The following is a 22,518-nucleotide window of genomic DNA, read 5'->3' as shown; positions in this document are numbered from 1 at the left end:
AATTTATACAATATATTAAATTATGCTTTTTTTACATAAAAACCCTAACTCATTTGGAGGTTTTGTTTTAGAAATTGAAATTGACACACTTTTTAAAATATTTATTAATCAAGCAAATGAAAATTTTGTTGTTGATTTCAAAGAACATCAATGGATTGGAAAAAAGACTCATTTTTCATTCATAAGTAACAAATCAATTGAAGAAACGATTTTGGAAGCATTTGATAAAGCTTTTATTTTTTTTCAACTTCATCCAAATTATAATTGGAGTGAATGGCAAAAAGAATTAAAAGTTAATCAAGCTTTTAGAGAATTAACCAAATTAATTAACAATTTATGATTATACTTATTCTTATTTTTATAGCAGTTATTATTATTTTAGTTGTAAAATCAAATAATTCTGACAAAAGTTATACATATAACACTTCAAACTCATCAAGCAAGATTAATACAGCTATAGGATTTAAAAATGCATGCAATTATTTGGATAAAGCACACTCAATTTTAAATAAACTAGACAAAAATAGATTTGAAATTTCTAATGATGAATATAAAAATGAATATTATTATGCGGCTTATATGTATCAATTAGGGTTTGTTTATAAAGTTTCTTTATTGGGTTATCCTATAACAACTAAAATTTTAGCACCTAATATCGGATTACAAAGAGTTACTATTGATGAAGCAACTTCAATATCTAAAATGGAGTTTATCAGAATTTCAGAAAATTATAAATATAAAAACAATATGCAATCAGATTTATTTGATAACATAATGAATCCAGAGTTTATGATTGATTTTGAACAAAAACTACCTTTACATAAGAGAATTTAACAAAAAGCCAAGTTAGTTTAAACTTGGCTTATTTTGTTGCACGTTTTCGATACATATTATATCTCGAAATTGTTCACGAAGGGCAGGAAAACTATAGAAATCATCACGTATCAAGTCGTTGTATTTCCACAGTAGTGCTTCACGAATGTCACGTTTTATAGAATCGTAGCCCGTATTCTGGTCACTATTCTCAATAATTCCTTCATTATTTATTATTTCTCTTATACATTTGCCAAAATTTTTCAGTTTTGGAAATCGAGATTTTATTCTATTTATGCATGGCAGCTTTTTGCGCTGGCTTCATCGACTCTATTGTTGGTGGTGGTGGATTAATACAAACGCCATTATCACTTGCTTTTTTACCTAATTTACCTGTTTCAACAGTAATCGGAACGCTAAAAATTCCAGCATTTAGTGGAACAGCTTTAGCAACTTCACAATATCTAAAAAAGGTAAAAATAGATTGGAAACTTTTCACGATTATGGCTATATGCGCATTTGTTTCTGCTTTTTTAGGATCACAATTGTTAACGGTTATCAATAATGATTTTATGAAGCCTGTTTTGTTAATCATTTTGATTGTTTTAGCCATTTACACTATTTTCAAGAAAGATTTTGGACAAGCAACCGAGCGTAAAATTCCTTACCACATTGCGATTATCAATGGTTGTATTGTGAGTATTGCAGTTGGTTTTTACGATGGTTTTATTGGTCCTGCAACTGGAACTTTCTTTATTTTGGGATTCGTAACACTTCTTGGTATGGATTTTTTGAAAGCTAATACTAATGCAAAACTGATCAATTTAGCAACTAATTTTGGTTCGATTTGTTTGTTTTTAATCAAAGGGCAAATTATCTGGAAAATAGCTTTACCAATGGCTATTTGCAACGCTTTAGGAGGTTTTATTGGAGCAAAATTAGCCATCAACAAAGGGAATAAATTTATTCGATACATATTTATTTTGGTAATCCTACTCTCAATTTGTAGATTTGGTTATGAAGTAATTTTCAAGTAAATGAAAACCATTTTTTCAATTATTTTTGTTTCTGCATTTATCACTGTTTTTTCTCAAAAGTTTGAGTTAAAAGATTCAGTTTTGATTGAAAATAGGACAATCAAATCAATTGATACTGATCTAAATAATTCGATTTATTTGATTTCAGATACTAGAATTGAAAAAATATTTCAGTCGAAAAAGAACAAAAGTATTGATCTCAAGAATATTATTACTTCAGTTGATGTCAATAATCCACTTCGAGCTTATGTATATTCAAATTTTAATCAACTCACTATTTTAGATGAAGATTTGAATCCTATTCAGGATATTGTAAAGATTAAATCAAACGATTTCATGCCAGCTGCATTAAAAGTTGTTGACACACAATTTTGTTGGTTTTATGATTTAATCGGGAATAAAATTGTTTACTATAATTATCAGTTACAAAAACCAATTCTGACATCAAAACAAATTTATTTGAAGTATAATGATCAATCAATCGATAAAATACATGTGTACAAAAATTTGGTGTATTTAAAAGGTCAGAAAACAATTTATGTTTACGATGATTATGGAAATTTCAAATCTAATTTTGAATTTGACACCAATCAGCAACCTTTTTATTTTTATAAAGATGTTATTTTCTATATAAATGACAATAAGCTAATATCAAAAAATATTGTCAATCAAAATTTGACGACTTTTATTGATTTAGAAAATGTAAAAAGTTTTGCGTTTAGCGAAAAAAATCTTTATACTTTGGTCGAAAATAAAATTTACACTTATACTATTTTAAGTACAAATAATTAATAATAAACTATTTAATCAATTAAAACTAATTACTAATCCTTATTTATTTTTAATTTATAATTGAATAAAAATTCATAAATCAATCGGAATAATTTTTTTCTAAAAAAAGATTTTTCTATGAGTCGCTAGCTTAGATTTTGTTTTGAAAATTAAGCTTTAGTATATTTGCAAACGTTAAAATAATTGGAAAATGCATATCGCCATAGCCGGAAATATTGGAGCAGGTAAAACTACTCTAACAAACCTTTTAGCAAAACAATACAACTGGACAGCTCAGTTTGAAGATGTAGAAATGAATCCGTATTTGGATGATTTTTACAACGACATGGAAAAATGGGCGTTCAATCTTCAGATTTATTTCTTAGGAAGCCGTTTTAATCAAGTAAAAGAGATTAGAGAAAGCGGAAAAGACATTATTCAGGATCGTACAATTTACGAAGATGCGCATATTTTTGCGAGTAACTTGAACGATATGGGATTATTGTCTACAAGAGATTATAACAACTATTTGCGTGTTTTTAATTTGATGACAAGTTTTGTAGAAGCACCAGATTTATTGATTTATCTTAAAGCTTCAATTCCTACATTGGTTTCGCAAATTCAGAAACGCGGTCGCGATTACGAAAATTCAATTAGTATTGATTATTTGAATCGTCTAAACGAGAAATATGACAAGTGGATTTCGAATTATAAAGAAGGAAAAGTGTTGGTAATCGACGTGGATAATTTAGATTTTGTTGAAAATAAAGAAGATTTAGGATTCATTTTCAATAAAATAGAAGGAGAAATTAACGGACTTTTTTAGTCAGAAAAAATAAAGTAACTTGCACGGCTTGATTTTAAATTTAATCAGGCCGTTTTTTTGCGTAAAAAATTATGGAAAATAAAAGTATTTTGAAGGGAGTTTTGTTCGTTGCAATGGGCGCTAGCTTCTACGGAATGTTAGCAACATTTGTAAAAATTGCATACGATCAAGGCTATACGACTGCCGAGGTAACAACTTCTCAGTTTGTATTAGGAATTTTGATTTTGGGAATCATCAACTTATTTATGATGAGTAAAAAAGATTTACCAAAGATTGAACAAAAAGATAAAAAAAGGTTGATTCTTGCTGGAACTTCGTTAGGTTTCACAAGTTTATTTTACTATCTAGCGGTACAATATATCAATGTGTCAATCGCAATTGTATTGTTGATGCAAACGGTTTGGATTAGTATTTTGGTTGAGAGTATTTTGGGAAAACAATTTCCTTCTGCCAAAAAATTAATTGCAATGGTTTTGGTATTATTTGGAACTGTTTTGGCAACAAATTTAATCAACCAAGAAGTCGAGTTAAATCCTAAAGGATTGTTTTGGGGATTTTTAGCAGCTTGTTCTTTTACGGCTACCATGTTTACATCGAATAGTTTAGCCAATTATTTACCAGCTTATAAAAAAAGTTTGTGGATGCTTTTTGGAGGTTCTATTATTGTGTCTCTATTTTTGTTTTTTAGCCAAATCGGACCTTATTACTTTGATGGTTTAATGAGCTTTTACAACAACTTTTCAAATGATGTAAATGGAATTCATGCATTCAATTTTAGCATTTTTTATACTTGGGGATTACCGTTGGCAATTTTCGGAACTGTCTTACCTCCTATTCTTTTAAACAAAGGTTTTCCGCACACAGGATTAGGTTTGGGAAGTATTGTTTCTTCGTTAGAATTACCCGTTTCAGTAACCATGGCTTTTGTGCTTTTACATGAACAAGTACTCGCAATACAATGGACAGGAATCGCCGTTATTATTTTTGCTATTATTATATCAAATCTGAATTTTAAGAAAAAATAAATTCAAAATGACGAATTCTTATAAGTCAATGAAAATTCAATAACAAAAAAAGCCAACTCTTAATAAGTTGGCTTTGTATTTTGAGTAAAATCTAAATTATTTCACCAAAATTTTATTGGCTAATTGATTTGTTCCATCAATTTTTTCTTGAATTGGTAAACCTAATATCTTCGCAAGCATTGGATAGATTTCTGTATTTGGAAAAACTTTAATCTCTTTACCAGACTTAATATTTGGTCCCCAAGCCATAAAAGTCGCTTTCATTTCTGGCGTTTCTTTTACATAAAAACCATGCGAACCTTTCGGTGCATTTTTGTTTGAGAAATAGTTTGGAGCATGTGCAATCAAAATAATATCTCCAATACGATTGTATCGATCATTCTTTTTATCAAAATGATATTTAGATGGGACATTTGTTGTTTTATACACTTCGAACGTATTATTCTGAACTGCTTTTATTTCTTTGTAAATTGATTCGATATCATTTTTATCTTTTACAAAAAGACTTACATAAGAACCATTTGAAGCAACTTGTACTTTTGATTCATCAATTTTAATTGGCAATTTCAATGGATTTTCATCATCAATTCTTGTCATTCCATGATCAGAAACAAAAACAAAATTCACTTTCAAACCTGTTTTTGCAACCTCATCATTCAATTTCTTGATTGATTGATCTACAAATTGTACAGCTTCCTTTGTTTCAGGTGCATCAGGACCAAAAGAATGCCCTGCGTGATCTACTTCCGGAAAATAAAACGTAATTAAATGTGGACGTTTTTCAGCTGGTAACTCCAACCAATTTACAACTTGCTGAATACGGTAATCAATTGGTGATTTTTCCGAATACTTGTACGAATACGTTGGGAACATACCATTAATAGGCGCTTCCGAACCTGGCCAATAGTAACAAGCAGCTAACATTTTGTTCTGTTCTGCAAGGTTCCAGATTGGCGTTCCTCCGTACCATTTCGGATTGATAACAGCATTTCTATTCCCCAACGAATAACGATCACCAACTTCTCTGTCTAACATATTATTTCCCACCAAACCATGATGAATAGGCGTTAAACCAGTTACAATTGTGTAGTGATTTGGAAATGTAACCGAAGGAAAAGACGGATACATAGCGTCAGCTTTCACTCCATTTTTAGCCAAAGCTAATAGATTTTTAGCTTCATGTTTTTGAGCATAATCATAACGAAAACCATCTACCGAAATCAAGATAACATAAGGTTTATCTTGTTGTTTGGCATCATTTACACGATTTTCGATTACGATTTGTTCTTCGATTTCTTGTGCATTTGCTGTAACTGAGAACGTTAAAACAATTGCAGAAAATATACTAAGTATTGATTTTTTCATGCCTCAAATTTAGAAAGTTTTATACTTAGAATGAATTAAAAAAATGTCAAATCTTATGAGAAAATTATTCAAAATTCTAACTCTTCTTCATCAACAACTTCTGAAATTCTTTTCCAATAAAAGGATTAATGATATGTTGAAACCCTTTTTGCAAGATAAAAACTGTAATTGTCGCATTAGTTTCTGGCGAATAAATCACATCTGTTCCCCACCAACCACCATGATAATAGGCATTGAATCCCATATCAAAATGATAAATTCCCAAACAATATTTCGATTGATCCGAAGGTAAAACATAGGTTGACATTGAATCCAAAATTTGTTTATTCTGAATAATTTTTCCTTCAAACAAATACTGAAAAAATAAAGCCGATTCTTTGGCTGTAGAAGCAATTCCTCCACCTCCGTACAAATCCCAAGATGGATTCAAATCATACGAATCCCACTTATATTTATCTGCGTATTGATGAGCAAGCGGAAGCGTTTGTTTCGGATATTTCTCCAAATCGATAAACCACGTTTGTGTCAAACCTAATTCTTTATACTTTAACAAATCTCGAATTGCTTTATAAAAAGGTTGATGTGTTTTTTGCTCAATAATTTCTGCTAAAAGCAAATAATTAATATCGCCATAACTAAACTTTTCTCCAACTTTTTGCGGACTTCCAATTTCCATTGCACGCTTGATTTGTTCCGCCTTCGTCCATTTATATTTCGGATGCTGATTGACTAATTCAAAATACGCATCATCTACATAATCTTGTATTCCAGAAGTATGTGACAACAAATTCTTGATTGTAATTGCATTCAAATCATAACCATCTTTTTCGAGCAATTGACGCGTCTTGTTAGACAATAAATTCTTGATTGACTGATTGATTGTAACTTGATCTTTTTCTACTAATCTCAAAATAGCAGCAGCCACATAAGGTTTGGTATTACTTGCGATTAAAACCGGTTGTTGATGATTTAAAACTTTATTCGTTTTAATATCCGAAACTCCTTTTGCATAACTCCACGAAATTTTTTGTTTTGGTGCTTCAACATGAACAATAATTCCGACAGCGTCTTTATTTTTCTCGTAAATCGAATCTATTTTAGATTGAAAAATGGTTTGCAGTTGCGAGACTCCAAAAAATGGAATGAATATAATACTGAGTAGAAGTGTTTTCTTCATATAATAAATTATTTATTTTGAAAATCGTTTTTATGAAATCCAAGTTCGCTTAATTTTTATAATTTTCCATTCATTATCAATTTTCTTAATCCAAATATCATAACCTTGACCACAAAGCTTTCCACATATAACACCGATTTGCAAAAAACCTTCTGTTTTAATATCATTAAAAAAGATTCTTCTGAAACTAATTTCTACATCAAGATTTTTAAGATCTTCATATTCATCCCAAGTCTTATAATCTTTAAAAGCCTTTTCTAAATTTGGTAATTCACTTGCTTTAATTAATGTATTATTTGCTTTGATATTAGAATTATTGATGTTAATCACAAAATTTGAACTATCAGATTTCACCCAATTTGTTCTAAAATTTTTAAATATATTTTCATCAAAATCATCTTTTCTATATCCACTTACAGTATCATAAATAGCAATCAATCTTTTTTGATTTCTAATTTTTAACATCTCATTATTGTAATCATCTTTCTCTTTTTCAGTAACATTTTCTTGAAATTCTATTGGCTCAATATTTACAACGCAACTATCTATAATTTCATGAAATATTTGTGAATAAACTTCATTCTGAAAATTATCTGTATTAGATTTTTGAGTACAATTTACTAAAGTGAATAGTAAAAATGTAATGAATAAAATTTTCTTCATTTCATGTTATTTGATTTTAAAGATAAATAAAAATTGATTAAATATTAGTGAGATCCTAAAACGGGCTCAGGAAGCAAAAAAAGAGCTAAGATTACTCTCAGCTCTTTTTAGATTTATTAATTTCAATTGATTATTTAATCTCAACACGAATTCCTTCGCTTTGCGCACTCAATTCTGGTGCATACATATTCTGCATTGATGTAATTCCGTTCGAGAAATTACCTGCATTATTCGCTTTCAAATCATATTCGAAAACGTAAGTTCCTTTTCTCATATAATCCGAAAAGAAATTGGTTGCTGCATCGCGCGTGCTTTCGTAATAACCAAATTCTCCTTTCCATTTGTAACCAGAAAGCACATTCACAGGCTCGAAACCACTTGCTCGCATATCTTTAATATGTACAAATTGCATGTTACGATCAACCGAAATCTCTAATCGAACAGTTACAATATCACCCACTTTTATTGGTGTTGACGGTGTAATTTCTTTCAGAATTGGACCATTTGCAGAATTCGATTTAACAAACAATTTCTTATTGAATTTGATTCCCGTTTCGGCAGATTTTATTTTATCTAAATCTTCAAAATATTGCCAATACATCGCTCCCCAAGCAACACCTGGAGAAGTTTTCGAAACTTCAACTTTACCCATTTCAGGTTTAATTTCTTCTTTGTTCCAAGAAGTTTTTACATAACCCGAACCAGATTGCGTATTGTTATCTAAATCAATTTTTTGATTTCCGATCTTCACTTCAATTCCTTTCTCTGCATCTATCCAAGATTTCCCGAAATTCATTAAAGCATAAACCGCTTTTGTCGTTGCTTTTGTCGAATTCCACTGATTTGTTTGACGATTTTTCAATAACCAAACTTTCATTTCTTCTACTGATTTCTCGTCTTTTGTAACTTCATCAAACGCTTCAATTAACAACGATTGTGTTTCTACAGGCGCTTGATACCAAAACCAACCCGGTTGATTTTCTTTCCAATACATACCCATTTCATCCGATTCTACTGCTTTTTCTTTGATTGAATTCACAACAATTTTAGCCGCAGATTGCATTCCAAAACGATTCATCACAATTGCAGCCATTGCTTTTTGTTGCAACGATAAATCCAGTTTTGTATCGTTCAAATTCTTTAACATTGCCGTTTTCATTTCTTCCAACTCTTTCGACATCGGATAATCTTCTAAGAAGAAAGAACGCGCATATAAATAATGTAAACCATCTGAATACACCACATCCTTGAATGATTTTTGATCTTTTTTGAATTCTTTGAAACGTTTTAAATTCTCATCGTCAATAAACTGAATTGCTTTTTTGATTAATGGATTCACATCAATTTCAAATGCTTTGAAATTCACATCCATTTTCTTCATATTTCCGAAACCAGAAACGATATGCGTTGTGATATATTCATTTGGACGACCGCCATCAAACCAAGCAAAGCCACCGTTTGATAGTTGCTTATCCGATAATTTTTGGAAAGCCGATTTCATTTCTTTTTGCATTTGATTCAATTGAAATAAAACTGCAATTTGCTTCATTTGTTCTTCTTCACTTTCCGCATTTTTCACCCAAGGTGTTTCTTCTAAAATGATACTTTTCAATTCTTGGTTCAATTGTAATTTTGATTTCAATTCACCGTTTTTGTTCCAATCATCAAAAACAGCTTTAATTTTTGGATTCGAATTAATCACTTTCTCCGAAATCATATTTCCATATAAACGCGAGAACACTTGCTCAGCGCATTCGTAAGGATATTCGCGCAAATAAGGCAACGAGAAAATCGCGTACCAAATTGGATTCGAAGTCATCTCAAACGTTAATTTGAAATTATCCAAAGAAGTCGATTTATTGTTGATCATATTCTCAAATTGGAACGATTTCTTTTGACCTTCTTTCACATAAATTGGCAACGTTTCTGTCACCATCATACGATTTGTCAAAATTGGTAAAGCCGATTCTTCTCCATCAGAAAAATCTCCAGCCGAAGCCACCACACGATAAACAACCGCTTGTACATTTTTCGGAACATCAATTATCCACGTCACTTGATCCGAATTTCCTTTTGCAACAGAGAAATTCTGAACTGCATTTGTCAATTTGAATTGTGCATCAATTGGTTGATTGGTAAACGCATCAAACAACATCAATTTCGCAGAACCATTTAATACCTTATCTGATAAATTATTAATCTTAGACGAAACCGAAATTTGATCGCCTTCACGTAAGAAACGTGGCATATTTGGCACAACCATCAAGTCTTTTTGCGTGCGAACATTTTGCTCCAAATAACCTGTTTTAAGGTCTGGCGTATGTGCAATTGCCATAAATTTCCATTCTGTTAAACTTTCTGGCGTAGTAAATTCTATAATAATATTTCCTTTTGCATCTGTTTTTAAGTTTGGATAAAAGAAGGCTGTTTCATTTAAATTTGTACGCGCTTTTACATTATCTAAAGTTGCGTTTGCCTCTTTTTTAGTTGTAATAATCACTACTCCATTTGCTCCTCTTGCTCCATATAAAGCAGTCGCCTCTTCTCCTTTCAATACATTCATAGACTGAATATCATCTGAATTAAGTTCTGGCATTATATCATACACAACTCCATCTACAACATAAAGTGCATTTGAAATTTCGGCAGAAGAAACTCCACGAACTGTTACATTTGCAGAAGCTCCAGGTTCTCCTGCTTGAGTTGAATAACCTAACGATTTCTTATCTCTTGTAATTCCTAAAGCTGTTACAACAGAACCTTCTAAACTTACATCAGCAGCAGCCCCCATTTGTACCTCAACATGAATTTCATTTTCTGATACTTCTTTTATTTTTACACCTGGCGCAACAGACTTCATCATCATACGATTCATGCGATATTGATTGAAACCAAAATCAAATAAATTAAGGTCTAATCCTGCATATCCTCTTGCATAAAAATCATAATTTGTACGATAATAAATTGCTCGAGATTGATTTGTTATATAAAATTGATATAGATTAAAAGGGTTATTTCTTCTTGAATTTGTAAAATCATACACATTAAAATCTAATGAATTTGACGCAAATTGATCCAACGAAGCGTCGTACATACTTGTTAAAACCTCAGCTGAAACTTTATCTTTATTTGGTCCTTCTATTTTTAATTGCCATTTTTCTTTTGCACCTGGCGTCAATTTATCACGTAAAACTTCAGCCGTAACTTTCAGTTGTTTATTGGTAAACGGAACTGCCAAATTAAGACTTCCTGTTTGCACATCATTGAATTTCGTCATGGCATAATTCACATAAATTCCACCGCGATATTCTTCTTTAATTGGAATTTCGACTACAGATTTTTTACTCAAATCCAAAAAACCTTTCTCAATAATTGTTTGATTCGCCTCTACTTCATAATACACAAATGTATTTTTAGAACCCGATTTGAACTCAATTTTTGCAACATCTTTTGGTTCGAAAGTCAATTTATTAGGCGAAACTGCTAAAAGTGTTTTAATTGCATTTGCTTTCTTTTCATTCGAAACATAAATCAATTTATCCACTTCCACTTTTTGTGTTCCGTCCATCACAAAACCTTTTACAACATAATAACCCTCTTCTAAATTTGACGCTTGATTGAATTTTATTTCATCTGAAACTTTTGTATCAAAATCACTTTCGAAAACCTTTTGATTAGTTGTCCATGTTTTAGGATTAATTTCATCACCATAAGGCTCATTTGGAAACAATTTCTTGAATTCTTCTTTCGTATAAACATTATAATCTGTTGTAAATTTTTGACGACGAACAACTTCTTTTGGCGCATTTAACGAATAAATTTCGATATGACCTTTTCCATCTAATTTTTCATCATTCAAGTTTTTCACTTCAACTTTGAAAGCTTTCAAATCGTCCGCTTTTGTTTTCTCCGAAACAGCTACATTCAACGACATTCTCGTATCACCAACTTTCACCGAAGAAGACTCAGACTGCGTTTCTCCATTGATATCTGTTGCATTTACTTCGATAAAATAATTGTACGTTCTTACCTCATCTTTCTTTTTCTCAGAAGCCGGTTTTGCTACAAATTCAAAGTTAAATTTTCCTTCTGCATCAGTTGTTGTATCACCAAACGTAATTTCTTCTCGCTCGCCACGATCTGCTGGAATTGAGCGATACCAAGGCCAAAACGTAAAAATTTCTTGACGATAAACACGGTACGAAACTTTTGCATTATCGATATTAGCACCAGAAAAAGCGATTGCTTTCCCTTCTACTTTTACCTTGTCATTTAAACTATAAACACCTTTATTTTTCTCTATTTCAACTTTGAATTTTGGACGTTTATATTCTTCCACTTTGAATGAATAATAACCTTGAACATTTACAGGTCTAATCGTGAAATTCCCTGTTAATGCTGAACTTGGCAAAACAAAACTTCCATTTACAGAACCAAATTCATTTGTTGTTAAATCAACTTTAGAAAGTTCTTTACCATTGACATCAAACAAAGCAATCGTCAATTTAGAATTTGGAACGACATTTCTCGATTTATCATTTGATGAATAATAAATTCCTTTGAAATAAACCGTTTGCCCAGGACGATAAATTGCACGATCTGTGAAAATCTTGACAGAAGAATCATCATCTTCATCATCACGATCATAATCGTAGTAATACGTTGAATAAATAGTATGTTCGTCTTTCACGCGATATTGAAGATTTCTCCAACCCGAAGGAATTGTAATTATTCCATCTTTATCCGACGTTAAAATTTTAAATTCCTTTTTATTATAATCTGACAAATTAGAAAACTCAACCGCAACATTACTTTCTGGTTTTCCAGTTTCACGATTCACAACCGAAACCTTTTCATTCAGCGAGTTTATCGCATATTTCGAAACCATTATATCCAAATAATCAATATCGTCTTTTGTGTTGATTCTGAATTCAGAATTATTCGAAAATAGGACAATATAACGACCAGATTTTAGTGGATTTAATTTAACAATTGTCGAATGATTTTGATAATCTTCAAACGATTTAACATCAATTGCATATTGATCAACAACCTTTAAACTATTCAGAAATTTTTGAGCTTCTGCAATTTTATTTTCGTTGTAAACATTTAACGCTTGTACTTTATCTTTTCCATCAAAACCTTCATTATAAGCGAAAATTCTCACAAAAACTTGCGACAAATTTTTATGCGTTAATTGAATTGGTGTATTCTGATTTTCATTAATATATCGCTCTGCTTGTACACTTAATTCTTGCGATTTTATCTTCGAAACTAAATTATTTATATTCTCTAATTCCTCCGAATTTGGATAAAGCTTCGCAACTTTTTGTTGTAGTTCAAAAATCTTATTTACGTTCGCCAATTTATCTTCTTGCAAACCATAATAATCTGTCGCTAAAGTTGCATACACATAAGACGAATACCAGGCTTTTGGATATTTTGTTGCTAAAGATTCTTTTTGTTTAATAATTTCTTGAACCGAAGTCGAACCGCGGTTTGAATCAATTAAAATCAATTCATTGTACAAAACAGCATTTTCGTTATTCTTTTGTTTATTAATCTCAACTAAATCAGAAAGCAATTGATTTGCTTTATCTTTTTCATCATTCTCATTCAGATAATTGATATAATTTCTTGCTAAAACATCATACAATGTTGGCGTTAAATCAAATTGTTGTTGCGCATTTTTCTTATCCTCAGCAAGATTCAAAATCATTTTATAATCTTGAGATTTTGCATTTATTAATTCATTTTTTGGTTGAATTGATTTCGAAAAATAATCATTAATTGTTTTCTTAAAAGTATCTTCTGTCCAAAATCTCACATCATTTGTAGCTTGATTTTCGACATTTGTACGACTATTGATTTTCCAACGATTTTCGTTGTAATACAATTGATATAACTCAGCTAAATATGAATAAACAATCGCATTATTTACAATTGATTTTTCATCTAAATCCTTTTTAAACAAATCAAAAACGAAGTTTACATCATCTGTTTCATCAGAAGTTGCAACTTTTATTTTTGCTTCATAAAACAAAGCTTTCAGATAACTTTGTTGATTATTTTGCTTTTTTGATAACGTTTTAAGTTCATCAATTTTTGGTTGGATAGATTTGAATTGACCATTTTGCATTTGCTGGTCAATTTCTTTCCACTTTTGATCAATCGTTGGGGATTGAGCCATAAGCATCGAATTGGTTAAAATTAATAATAAAAACAGTAGCTGTTTCATAGATTCTTTCTTTTATCAGTAGATGCAAGTTACGGAAAAATGGTTGGTTCTGGAAGTAAAAAAATTATCAAATGGTTGATATATAGCACAAAAAAAAATCTGAATGTTGCCATTCAGATTTTTTGATATATAAGTTGATTAGTTGTAGTTTTTATAAATCGTCTACGTCTAAATCTTCGTCGATTTGTAAATCATTTAATTCAGCATCTTCTGCAAAATCAATATCTTCTTCATCGTCTAAATCAACCATCATGTCTTTTTTAGGCGCTTTAAGAGGCATTGAACCGAAACGGTAAACCGTTAATGGATAATTAAGAACAGCTGGTTTATCTTCTACAGAAATTAATTCAGCCACAAATGTCCACATTTCCATAAAATCATATACAAAAGCCATACGATCTCCTTGATTAGCAAAAGCTTCTTTGATATAAAAATCAGCCATTGTTTCATCAGTTCCATCATCAGACATATCCTCTAAAGGAATTTCTTTTGTTTGGTTTCCATCTTCATCTACTTCATAGAACGATGCCAACTCCTCACCTTGTAAACTAAAAGCACTAATAATACCTTTGTACAATGTGAATAATGTTTGCTTCTCTTTAATTTCTATGTCTCTAAAAACATCCTCTTTTGCATCAAGGAATACACGAATTTTATATATCACTTTCTAAATATTTTTCGGTTCCAAATTTAAATCTTTTCCCATATTAATTACAAATTCTAATGCAGAATTATAATTATTTTCTACTTCGCCTTCTAAAATTGCTTCTTTGATGGCATTTTTTAAGATTCCAATCTCTTTTCCTGGCTGAATATCAAATATTTTCATTATTTGTTCACCTGTAATTGGTGGTTGAAAATTACGTACTTTATCACGTTCTTCAACATCTTTTATTTTTTGTTCTACAACTTCAAAATTTTGTTTGAAACGTTTTTGTTTACGTTCATTTTTTGTTGTAATATCAGCTTTGCAAAGCGTAATTAAATCGTCGAAATCTTCTCCAGCATCAAACAATAATCTACGTAATGCCGAATCTGTAGCATCGTCTGTTACAACAGCAATTGGTCGAGAACTCATCATGACTAACTTCTGAACATATTTTACTTGCGGTCCTAATGGTAATTTTAATCGTCTGAACAATTTTAATACCATTTTTGATCCAACAAATTCATGCGAATGAAATGTCCAACCTACATTTTTATCAAAACGTTTTGTTACAGCTTTTCCAATATCATGCAACAACGCTGCCCAACGTAACCAAACATTATCTGTGTTGACAGAAATATTATCAACGACTTCTAATGTATGATAAAAATTATCTTTATGTTTTTGACCTTCAACCTCTTCGATTCCTTTTAACGCAACCAATTCTGGTAAAATATGTTGCATTAATCCTGATTGTTCCAACAACAATAATCCGACCGAAGGTTTGTCAGTCATCATAATTTTCTGAAACTCATCCATTACGCGTTCAAAAGATACGATATTAATACGTTCTGCATTATCAATTATTGCCTGAAAAGATTTTTTTTCTATTTCAAAATCCAATTGAGCTGCAAAACGAATCGCACGCATCATACGCAAAGGATCATCAGAATAGGTAACATTCGGCTCTAATGGTGTTTTGATAATTTTATTATTCAAATCTTCAACTCCATTAAAAGGATCAATTAATTCACCAAAATTCTCTTTATTCATCGAAATTGCCAATGTATTGATCGTAAAATCACGACGTTTTTGGTCGTCTTCCAACGTTCCGTCTTCAACATGTGGTTTTCGACTGTCTTCTGAATAACTTTCTTTTCGCGCACCTACAAACTCCAAATCTGTGTCTTTATATTTGAACATTGCTGTTCCAAAACGTTTAAAAACTGAAACCTGTGATGTATATCCTAATTTATTAGCTAATTCTTTAGCCAATAAAATTCCATTTCCTACTGTTACAAAATCGATGTCTTTTTTCTGACCACGATTCAATAAATAATCGCGTACAAATCCACCAACTACATAAGTTTCTTGATTGATTTCATCAGCAACTTCTGCTACATTTTTAAAAATTGGATTTGATACGGCTTCTAAGATTTTCATTCTGCAAAAGTATAAGTTTTGAAATAAAAAACTACTCTCTAATAACTTTTACTTCGTTATCTAGACCTAATTTAATTATCGTTGATGCAGTAAACTGAGGTACAAAGGTTTTTATCTCGTCTGGATAAAAGTCAACACGTTCTAAAATAGTAGGATTAACTTCCGAAAACACTTTTGGAGAAGGTTCTCCTGATAAATTAGCCGATGTAGACACAATTGGTCCACCTAATTTCCCTATGATTTTCTTACAAAACAAATCGTCTGTTAATCGAATAGCAATTGTATTATCTTCTGCGACTAACGATTGTGGTAAACCTTTTGGATTATCGTAAATAATCGTAAGAGGTTTCTCATTCAAATCAATCAAATCCCAAGCTAATTCTGGCACCTCAACAATATTTTGTAACATGCGTGGAGAATCAACCAAAATAATCAACGATTTTGATGAAGGACGATTTTTTATCTGATAAATTTTTTCGATTGCAGCCTCATTCTTCGCATCACAACCTAATCCAAGAATTGTATCTGTTGGATAAAGCATTGTTTCTCCTTGTTTTAGTTTGGCTACAATTTCGTTAATATCTGACATTTTATTTGTTTTATGAATTTGAATGCAAAGGTATTGTAGGAAAGTTAAATGAAGTCGATTTTCTTAGAAATATTATTTATCACAAAATAGATTTTAAATTTCATAAACCTTAAGATATTCTTTTGCCGCTTTATCCCAACTAAAACTTGCAGCTCTTTTGATATAGGATTCAATAAAATAATCTGAATTTTGATTGTATTGATTTAACGCATCTATCACTATATTTTTCATGTATTCTGGATCAAAATCATTCCAATAAAACGCATCTTTTCCACCAATTTCTGGTAAAGACGTTTTATCAGATAAAATAATTGGTTTTCCAAAACTCATCGCTTCTAACGGAGGTAAACCAAAACCTTCTCCTGTTGAAGGAAATAAAAACGCTTCGCAATTTTGCATATAAAATTGTTTTGCTTGTTCAGAGACTTTTCCCGACAAAAAAACTTGGTTTTCTAATTTTTCTTGAGCAATTAAATCTTTTATTTTTTGACCATAGGCATTCGTACAATTCCCAGAAATAATCAAATTAAAATCTGGTAAAAATTTCATCATTTTTACAAGTGATTCAAAATTCTTCTTTTCAAGAAAAGCTCCGATCGTATAAAAATAAGGTTTTGAAATATCTAATAGACATTTAAAATTATCGCAATCTAAAATATCCGAAATTGAATTTCCATTATAAATTATTGTATTTTCTATTCCCGAAATATCAAAATATTGCATAGTTTGTTTCTTTGCATATTCAGAAATAAATGTGATAACATCTACTCGCTTAATCTTTTCTTTAAAATATTTAATGTGATTTGGACTATAATCAAGCGAATTTTCTTCCATAAAATTAACATCATGAATCGTCAAAACATATTTTTTTGGTTTATGACAAGGTTCAACTTTTATATTTTGATTTAAGGAGTGCCAAACATCATACTTTTCACGCGTTCTGAAAAACGGATTGCGCATTAAACTATAATATTTTTTATAATGAAATTTAGTACCAAATTCAGTCCTTAAATCTTCAGGTTTTTTGTAAAGTAAATAAATTTGATCATCAAAATTTAATTTAGAAAGAGCTTTAATCAATTCGTAATTAAAAACTCCGAAACCAGTTGCACGATTCTTTAGATTATGAGATTCTAAAAGAATTTTTTTTACCATAAGTTAGGTTCTAAAATTTTAAAAAAACTTGTTTTAAGTTGTCCTTATTTTCAACAAAAATAGACATATCTTTGACAGATTAAAATGAAATATAGATTTTTTCTATATTAATTATAATATTTTGAAAAATGACACAGAAAATTGTCGTAAATAATAATTATAAAACTACTCAAACCGAAATCAAATCTATTATTGATAATTTTGATCTGATTGATGATTATATTGCAAAAGGTACAAGAAATTCTATCAAAAAAAAGAGATTAGAATCGGGTAAAATTGCAACGATTAAATCATTCAAAATTCCGAATATTGTTAACAAATTTGTGTATCGATTTTTTAGAAAATCAAAAGCTGAACGATCTTATGAATATGCAAAACGATTGATTGATTTAGGTTTTTTGACGCCATATCCTATTGCTTTTGTAGAAAATAAAACCGCTATAAATTTTAATGATAGTTACTATTTCTGTGAATTAGTTGAAGCTGATTTAACTTATCGTGAATTAGTTGAAATTCCAACTTGGGAAAATCGAAACGAAATTTTGAAACAGTTTACAAAATTCACTTTTGATTTACATGAAGCTGGAATTGAATTTTTAGATCATTCTCCTGGAAATACTTTAATCAAGCAAGTTGGAGATAATCAATACGAATTTTATTTGGTTGATTTAAACCGTATGAATTTTCACAATTCAATGAGTTTTGATATTCGAATGAAAAACTTTTCTCGTCTAACTCCTCAAAAAGAAATGATTGAAATTATGGGAAAAGAATATGCGAAACTTATTAATAAACTGGAACAAGAAGTGATTGAAGAAATGTGGAATAAAACACAAGAATTCCAACAAAAATTTCAGACAAAACAAGCTCGAAAAAAGAAATTCAAAGCCATTATTGGTAAAAAATAATAACAAAAAAGCAGGTTTGATTTCAAATCTGCTTTTTTGTTACTTTATCATTTCAGAAAATGGAATAATAATCTCATATCCTTTTTCTTTAAAATAATCGTGCATTCCTTCTCTATAGGTCACCAAAATAAAATCTCCACCCCAAGCTCCTAGGCTTTTTACAGTTCCTAAATAATCAGGGAAATACAATTCTTTGACTTGCGGAATTTGCATAAAATTACCTAATCGTGCTTGATATTCATCCAAAATAGATTCTAAATCAGTTAAATTCTCAACTTTAGTTGCTTTAACAACCAAATCTGAAAGTTCTCGAATCATTTTCCAATCTTTTGGTTTGTTTTTGTAATGATTTCCCACAACGGCTTGCGTATCTTGCTTTTGATTAAGATAAACAAAATAAAGTTGATCTTTAAAATTCCAATTCAATTCTAAATCTTCTACTTCAATAGGATTATTCGAAAACAAAATCGGATGATGATGATGTGCGCAAGCTATATCATAACCACTTGTATTGAAGGTCAATTTATTTAATTCAAACGGATTTATTTCAATCCATTGACTAATTAAATCAATCAAAGTCGAGCTACTACCCAATCCCCATTCTTGAGGATATTCTAATTTTGTTAAACATTGATAACTATTATTAGAATTGAAAAAATCAGTATTTAACGATTTAGCTTGTTTTAAAATATTTTGTAATGATTTACTTAATTTCTCGTTTGTAGAAGAAATTATTTCTAAATCATTCAATCTAATTTCGGTTTCAAACCAAATAGAATTATCAAATTTCGTCGCTTTCCAAGTGATTAAATTCTCAGTTTCTGATGAATTTTCTACAAACAAACATTGCCCATATTTCGCGGGCAATGCAAATGCTTTCGCTCCATCAATCACAATATATTCCCCGATAAGGAATAATTTTCCATTGGAACGGTATGTTTTCATTTCGTTTAGATTTGTGCCGAAGAAGTTGAGACCTCTCTGTTTATTTTTTTCACTAAACCTTGTAAAGTATTTCCTGGTCCAACCTCAATAAATTCACTCGCACCATCAGCAATCATATTTTGAACAGATTGCGTCCATTTTACAGGAGCAGTTAATTGAGCAATCAAGTTTTTCTTAATTTCAGCAGGATCTGTAACAGCTGTTGTGCTTACATTTTGATAAACTGGACAAATTGGCGTATTGAATGTTGTTTCTTCAATAGCTTGTGCTAATTCTTCTTCAGCAGGTTTCATTAAAGGTGAGTGAAAAGCTCCTCCTACTGGTAAAACTAATGCTCGTTTTGCACCTAACTCTTTCAGTTTTTCGCATGCTACATTAACCGCTTCAATTTCTCCAGAAATCACTAACTGACCTGGACAATTGTAATTTGCAGCCACTACAACTCCATCAATTTCTGCACAAGCATCTTCTACAATTTTATCTTCTAACCCTAAGATTGCAGCCATTGTAGATGGATTAGCTTCACATGCAGCTTGCATTGCTAAAGCACGTTTGTAAACTAATTTTAATCCAGATTCAAAGTCTAAAGTTCCATTTGCAACTAAAGCAGAAATTTCTCCTAAAGAATGTCCTGCAACCATTTCTGGTTTAAAATCTGGTAAAATTTTCGCTAAAATAACAGAATGTAAAAAAACTGCTGGTTGTGTAACTTTTGTTTGTTTTAGGTCTTCTGCAGAACCTTCAAACATAATTGATTTTATATCAAATCCTAAGATTTCGTTTGCTTTATCAAATAATTCTTTTGCGATTTCAGAATTTTCGTACAAGTCTTTACCCATTCCAGAGAATTGAGCACCTTGTCCTGGAAAAACATATGCTTTCATTGTATTATTTTTAATGTATGACAAATGTATAATAAAATCCTAAACTTCTTTATTTAACCTAAGTTTTGATTTTCTTTTCTATAAATTTCGTCCAAATATTTATAACGATTTGCAACAGAAATTGCATGTAGTTTTGCAATTGTATAACCATCTTTTCCATCTAAAAAACCAAGTCTCATTACGAAATAATTTAAAAAACGATAGGCAGGTTTTATAATATAATGATAAAATGATGGTTTCAGATTTTTAAGACGAAGTTCTTGTGCTCGTAAGCGAGAATAACTATTCAGTTTGTCTAAATATTCTTGTTCATTATCAAATGTAAAATGATCAAGTTTGTTTGTTAAATAACCTGTTCTACCATTACATTCTATAATCTCATGAACCATTCTATCTGATTTATATTGAGATTTAGATTTTTTAAAAATTCGAACAGCTTTATCATTTTGCATGCCCGAATATTTAATATGCTTCTTCTTAAAAAAGAATTTTCGATAAACAAAGTATGCATCAAAAGTAGGTTGCTGATTAAAAACCGAAACAATTTCTTTTTTTAATTCTAGTGGGATTCCTTCATCTGCGTCAAAAAAAGTAACCCAATCATTTTTTGCTAAAGAAAGTCCGTAATTACGTTGATTCGTAAAATTATCAAACTTACGTTTTACAAATTTAGTTTTAGGATTTTGACGAGCAATTTTTTCTGTTTTATCGGTACTAAAAGAATCAATAATAATAATTTCATCAGCAAAATCTACATCATTTAAATAACGATGTAAATTTTTTTCTTCATTATAAGTAATCAGTAAAGCTGAAATTTTAGTAGACATTGATTCTATAGAATATTCTTTTTTAGTTTCTATTTCAACGTTATTATTACTTATTAATTGCCTATCCAATGAGTTATTGTTTAGAAAATTTTCTAACTTTTCTTTAAACAACTCGAAATCAAATATTGAATAAAATTCATCAACTTGTTTTTTTATTTGACGATTGTTTAAATCTCCAAGTTTTTCAGGAAAATAATCTTTCAAATGAACACTTGTGTGATTAATTCCATCTTCGAAAGTTGCCCAAACTTTTTTATCAATCCAAGGAGAAAAAATAATAAATGATTTTTTCCCTAAAGCTTTGGACATATTAATTGCACCTCCATCATTTCCAACAATCACATCACATTCATTTGCAATTGCAATAAACTCGCGCAAATCATTACCCAACAATTCAAAATAAACTTTCGATTTGGTTTCATCAGATAATTGATTATATACTTCTTTTGCTTGCGGTAACTGTTTCGGAAAATAATTGAATAAAATATTGACATTATAATGTTGACCAATAAAATCAACCATTTTTGCCATTTCATTCAACGGATAAGTTTTTGAAGAATCAGAACCAAGCAAACTAATCATAACCGTTTTACGAGTAGAATCAACTTGATGTTTTGTGAATAAATCTTTCGCAAAGTTTATTTCTTCTTCTGTTAAATATAATTTTGGTTCTGTAGCCAAAGGCGTTTCAATTCCTAAAGGCTTCAATAAAGCCAAACGATGTTCGATTGCTAAACCTAAATATGAATTTGGTTCGTCATGTTTTTCTACATTATCTGTATACAAAAACGTTCTTCCAATCTTTTTGTACGATATTTTTTTTGGTGCATTATTGATAAAAACATCCACCCAACTCTGTAATTTTGAGTAAGCATCAATTACAATATCATATCTATTTTGATTAACTTTTTTCGAGAATTTAATCAAATTCATCAAGCCTTTGTTTTCTTTTTCGTCAAAAACAATTTTATGATCGATGTACGGATTATTCTCTAAAACAGGCAAAGTATTACTATTGATTAAATAATCAACAATAGCATTTGGATAAGCTTTTTTGATATTTTCGCACAACAATGATGTGATTAAAACATCGCCTATCATCTTGTGTTGGATAATCAAAATTTTCATAAAACATAGTTATAAAGCAAAACTACTAAAATATGTTTGATTCGAAAATAAAAAAATCCTCAACAAAACTGCTGAGGA

At 30.3% G+C, this 22,518-nt stretch carries 18 protein-coding genes; 7 read left to right on the top strand and 11 right to left on the bottom strand.

Annotated elements, in window-relative coordinates; all coding sequences use genetic code 11:
- Window positions 1-22 precede the first annotated feature (22 nt).
- The 6 genes from N5D46_RS12920 (at window position 23) to N5D46_RS12895 (ending at window position 4,472) form a co-directional block, all read left to right on the top strand.
- Window positions 23-340 carry a hypothetical protein gene (locus tag N5D46_RS12920; RefSeq protein WP_125350135.1) on the top strand — a complete coding sequence of 106 codons (318 nt, stop codon included), beginning with the start codon at window positions 23-25 and terminating at the stop codon, window positions 338-340.
- Window positions 337-834 (top strand): hypothetical protein, encoded by a 498-nt coding sequence (locus N5D46_RS12915; protein ID WP_125350136.1) that lies wholly within the window; start codon window positions 337-339, stop codon window positions 832-834. The genes N5D46_RS12920 and N5D46_RS12915 overlap by 4 nt, the downstream gene beginning before the upstream one ends.
- A 248-nt stretch (window positions 835-1,082) precedes the next feature.
- On the top strand, window positions 1,083-1,850 hold the full coding sequence (locus N5D46_RS12910) for a TSUP family transporter (protein WP_125350137.1): 768 nt from the start codon (window positions 1,083-1,085) through the stop codon (window positions 1,848-1,850).
- Complete coding sequence (locus N5D46_RS12905) at window positions 1,851-2,642, top strand: hypothetical protein (protein WP_125350138.1); 792 nt, start codon at window positions 1,851-1,853, stop codon at window positions 2,640-2,642. It begins immediately after the preceding gene.
- A 190-nt stretch (window positions 2,643-2,832) separates the two neighbouring features.
- A complete protein-coding gene (locus N5D46_RS12900) occupies window positions 2,833-3,447 on the top strand; it encodes a deoxynucleoside kinase (protein WP_038333632.1) in 615 nt (204 codons plus the stop codon).
- Window positions 3,448-3,518: 71 nt separating this feature from the next.
- Entirely contained in the window at window positions 3,519-4,472 is a 954-nt protein-coding gene (locus N5D46_RS12895; protein ID WP_125350139.1) for an EamA family transporter, read from the top strand.
- 96 nt (window positions 4,473-4,568) lie between these two features.
- On the opposite strand, the gene N5D46_RS12890 is transcribed toward N5D46_RS12895, so the two are convergent.
- The 8 genes from N5D46_RS12890 to N5D46_RS12855 form a co-directional block, all read right to left on the bottom strand.
- Window positions 4,569-5,837: an ectonucleotide pyrophosphatase/phosphodiesterase gene (locus tag N5D46_RS12890; RefSeq protein WP_125350140.1), complete on the bottom strand. Its 1,269-nt coding sequence runs from the start codon at window positions 5,835-5,837 to the stop codon at window positions 4,569-4,571.
- A 76-nt stretch (window positions 5,838-5,913) separates the two neighbouring features.
- Window positions 5,914-7,014, bottom strand: coding sequence for a serine hydrolase (locus N5D46_RS12885; RefSeq protein WP_280050166.1), 1,101 nt, complete (start codon window positions 7,012-7,014; stop codon window positions 5,914-5,916).
- 30 nt (window positions 7,015-7,044) lie between these two features.
- On the bottom strand, window positions 7,045-7,677 hold the full coding sequence (locus tag N5D46_RS12880; protein WP_114999837.1) for a hypothetical protein: 633 nt from the start codon (window positions 7,675-7,677) through the stop codon (window positions 7,045-7,047).
- Between the two features lie 130 nt (window positions 7,678-7,807).
- Window positions 7,808-13,915, bottom strand: coding sequence for an alpha-2-macroglobulin family protein (locus N5D46_RS12875; RefSeq protein WP_280050165.1), 6,108 nt, complete (start codon window positions 13,913-13,915; stop codon window positions 7,808-7,810).
- A 151-nt stretch (window positions 13,916-14,066) separates the two neighbouring features.
- Window positions 14,067-14,579, bottom strand: coding sequence for a hypothetical protein (locus N5D46_RS12870; RefSeq protein WP_038333549.1), 513 nt, complete (start codon window positions 14,577-14,579; stop codon window positions 14,067-14,069).
- A gap of 3 nt (window positions 14,580-14,582) precedes the next feature.
- On the bottom strand, window positions 14,583-16,004 hold the full coding sequence (locus N5D46_RS12865; RefSeq protein WP_280050164.1) for an HD domain-containing protein: 1,422 nt from the start codon (window positions 16,002-16,004) through the stop codon (window positions 14,583-14,585).
- Window positions 16,005-16,035: 31 nt separating this feature from the next.
- Entirely contained in the window at window positions 16,036-16,593 is a 558-nt protein-coding gene (locus N5D46_RS12860; RefSeq protein ID WP_280050162.1) for an L-threonylcarbamoyladenylate synthase, read from the bottom strand.
- Between the two features lie 93 nt (window positions 16,594-16,686).
- Window positions 16,687-17,748, bottom strand: coding sequence for a glycosyltransferase family 1 protein (locus N5D46_RS12855; RefSeq protein WP_280050161.1), 1,062 nt, complete (start codon window positions 17,746-17,748; stop codon window positions 16,687-16,689).
- A 128-nt stretch (window positions 17,749-17,876) separates the two neighbouring features.
- Between N5D46_RS12855 and N5D46_RS12850 the strand changes: the two genes are divergently transcribed.
- Window positions 17,877-18,656: a lipopolysaccharide kinase InaA family protein gene (locus tag N5D46_RS12850; RefSeq protein WP_280050160.1), complete on the top strand. Its 780-nt coding sequence runs from the start codon at window positions 17,877-17,879 to the stop codon at window positions 18,654-18,656.
- 39 nt (window positions 18,657-18,695) lie between these two features.
- Here the strand turns inward: N5D46_RS12850 and N5D46_RS12845 are convergent, their stop codons facing one another.
- From N5D46_RS12845 to N5D46_RS12835, 3 genes are read right to left on the bottom strand one after another with little or no spacing between them, the layout of a single operon-like run.
- Entirely contained in the window at window positions 18,696-19,601 is a 906-nt protein-coding gene (locus tag N5D46_RS12845; RefSeq protein ID WP_280050159.1) for a GYDIA family GHMP kinase, read from the bottom strand.
- Between the two features lie 5 nt (window positions 19,602-19,606).
- Window positions 19,607-20,485 (bottom strand): ACP S-malonyltransferase, encoded by an 879-nt coding sequence (gene fabD, locus N5D46_RS12840; protein WP_114999826.1) that lies wholly within the window; start codon window positions 20,483-20,485, stop codon window positions 19,607-19,609.
- A gap of 53 nt (window positions 20,486-20,538) precedes the next feature.
- On the bottom strand, window positions 20,539-22,440 hold the full coding sequence (locus N5D46_RS12835) for a glycosyltransferase (RefSeq protein ID WP_280050158.1): 1,902 nt from the start codon (window positions 22,438-22,440) through the stop codon (window positions 20,539-20,541).
- Window positions 22,441-22,518 lie beyond the last annotated feature (78 nt).

Origin of the sequence: Empedobacter sp. GD03865, assembly GCF_029840775.1 — a bacterium.
In the GTDB taxonomy this organism is placed as follows: domain Bacteria; phylum Bacteroidota; class Bacteroidia; order Flavobacteriales; family Weeksellaceae; genus Empedobacter; species Empedobacter falsenii_B.
This window is presented reverse-complemented; position numbering and strand designations above follow the sequence as displayed.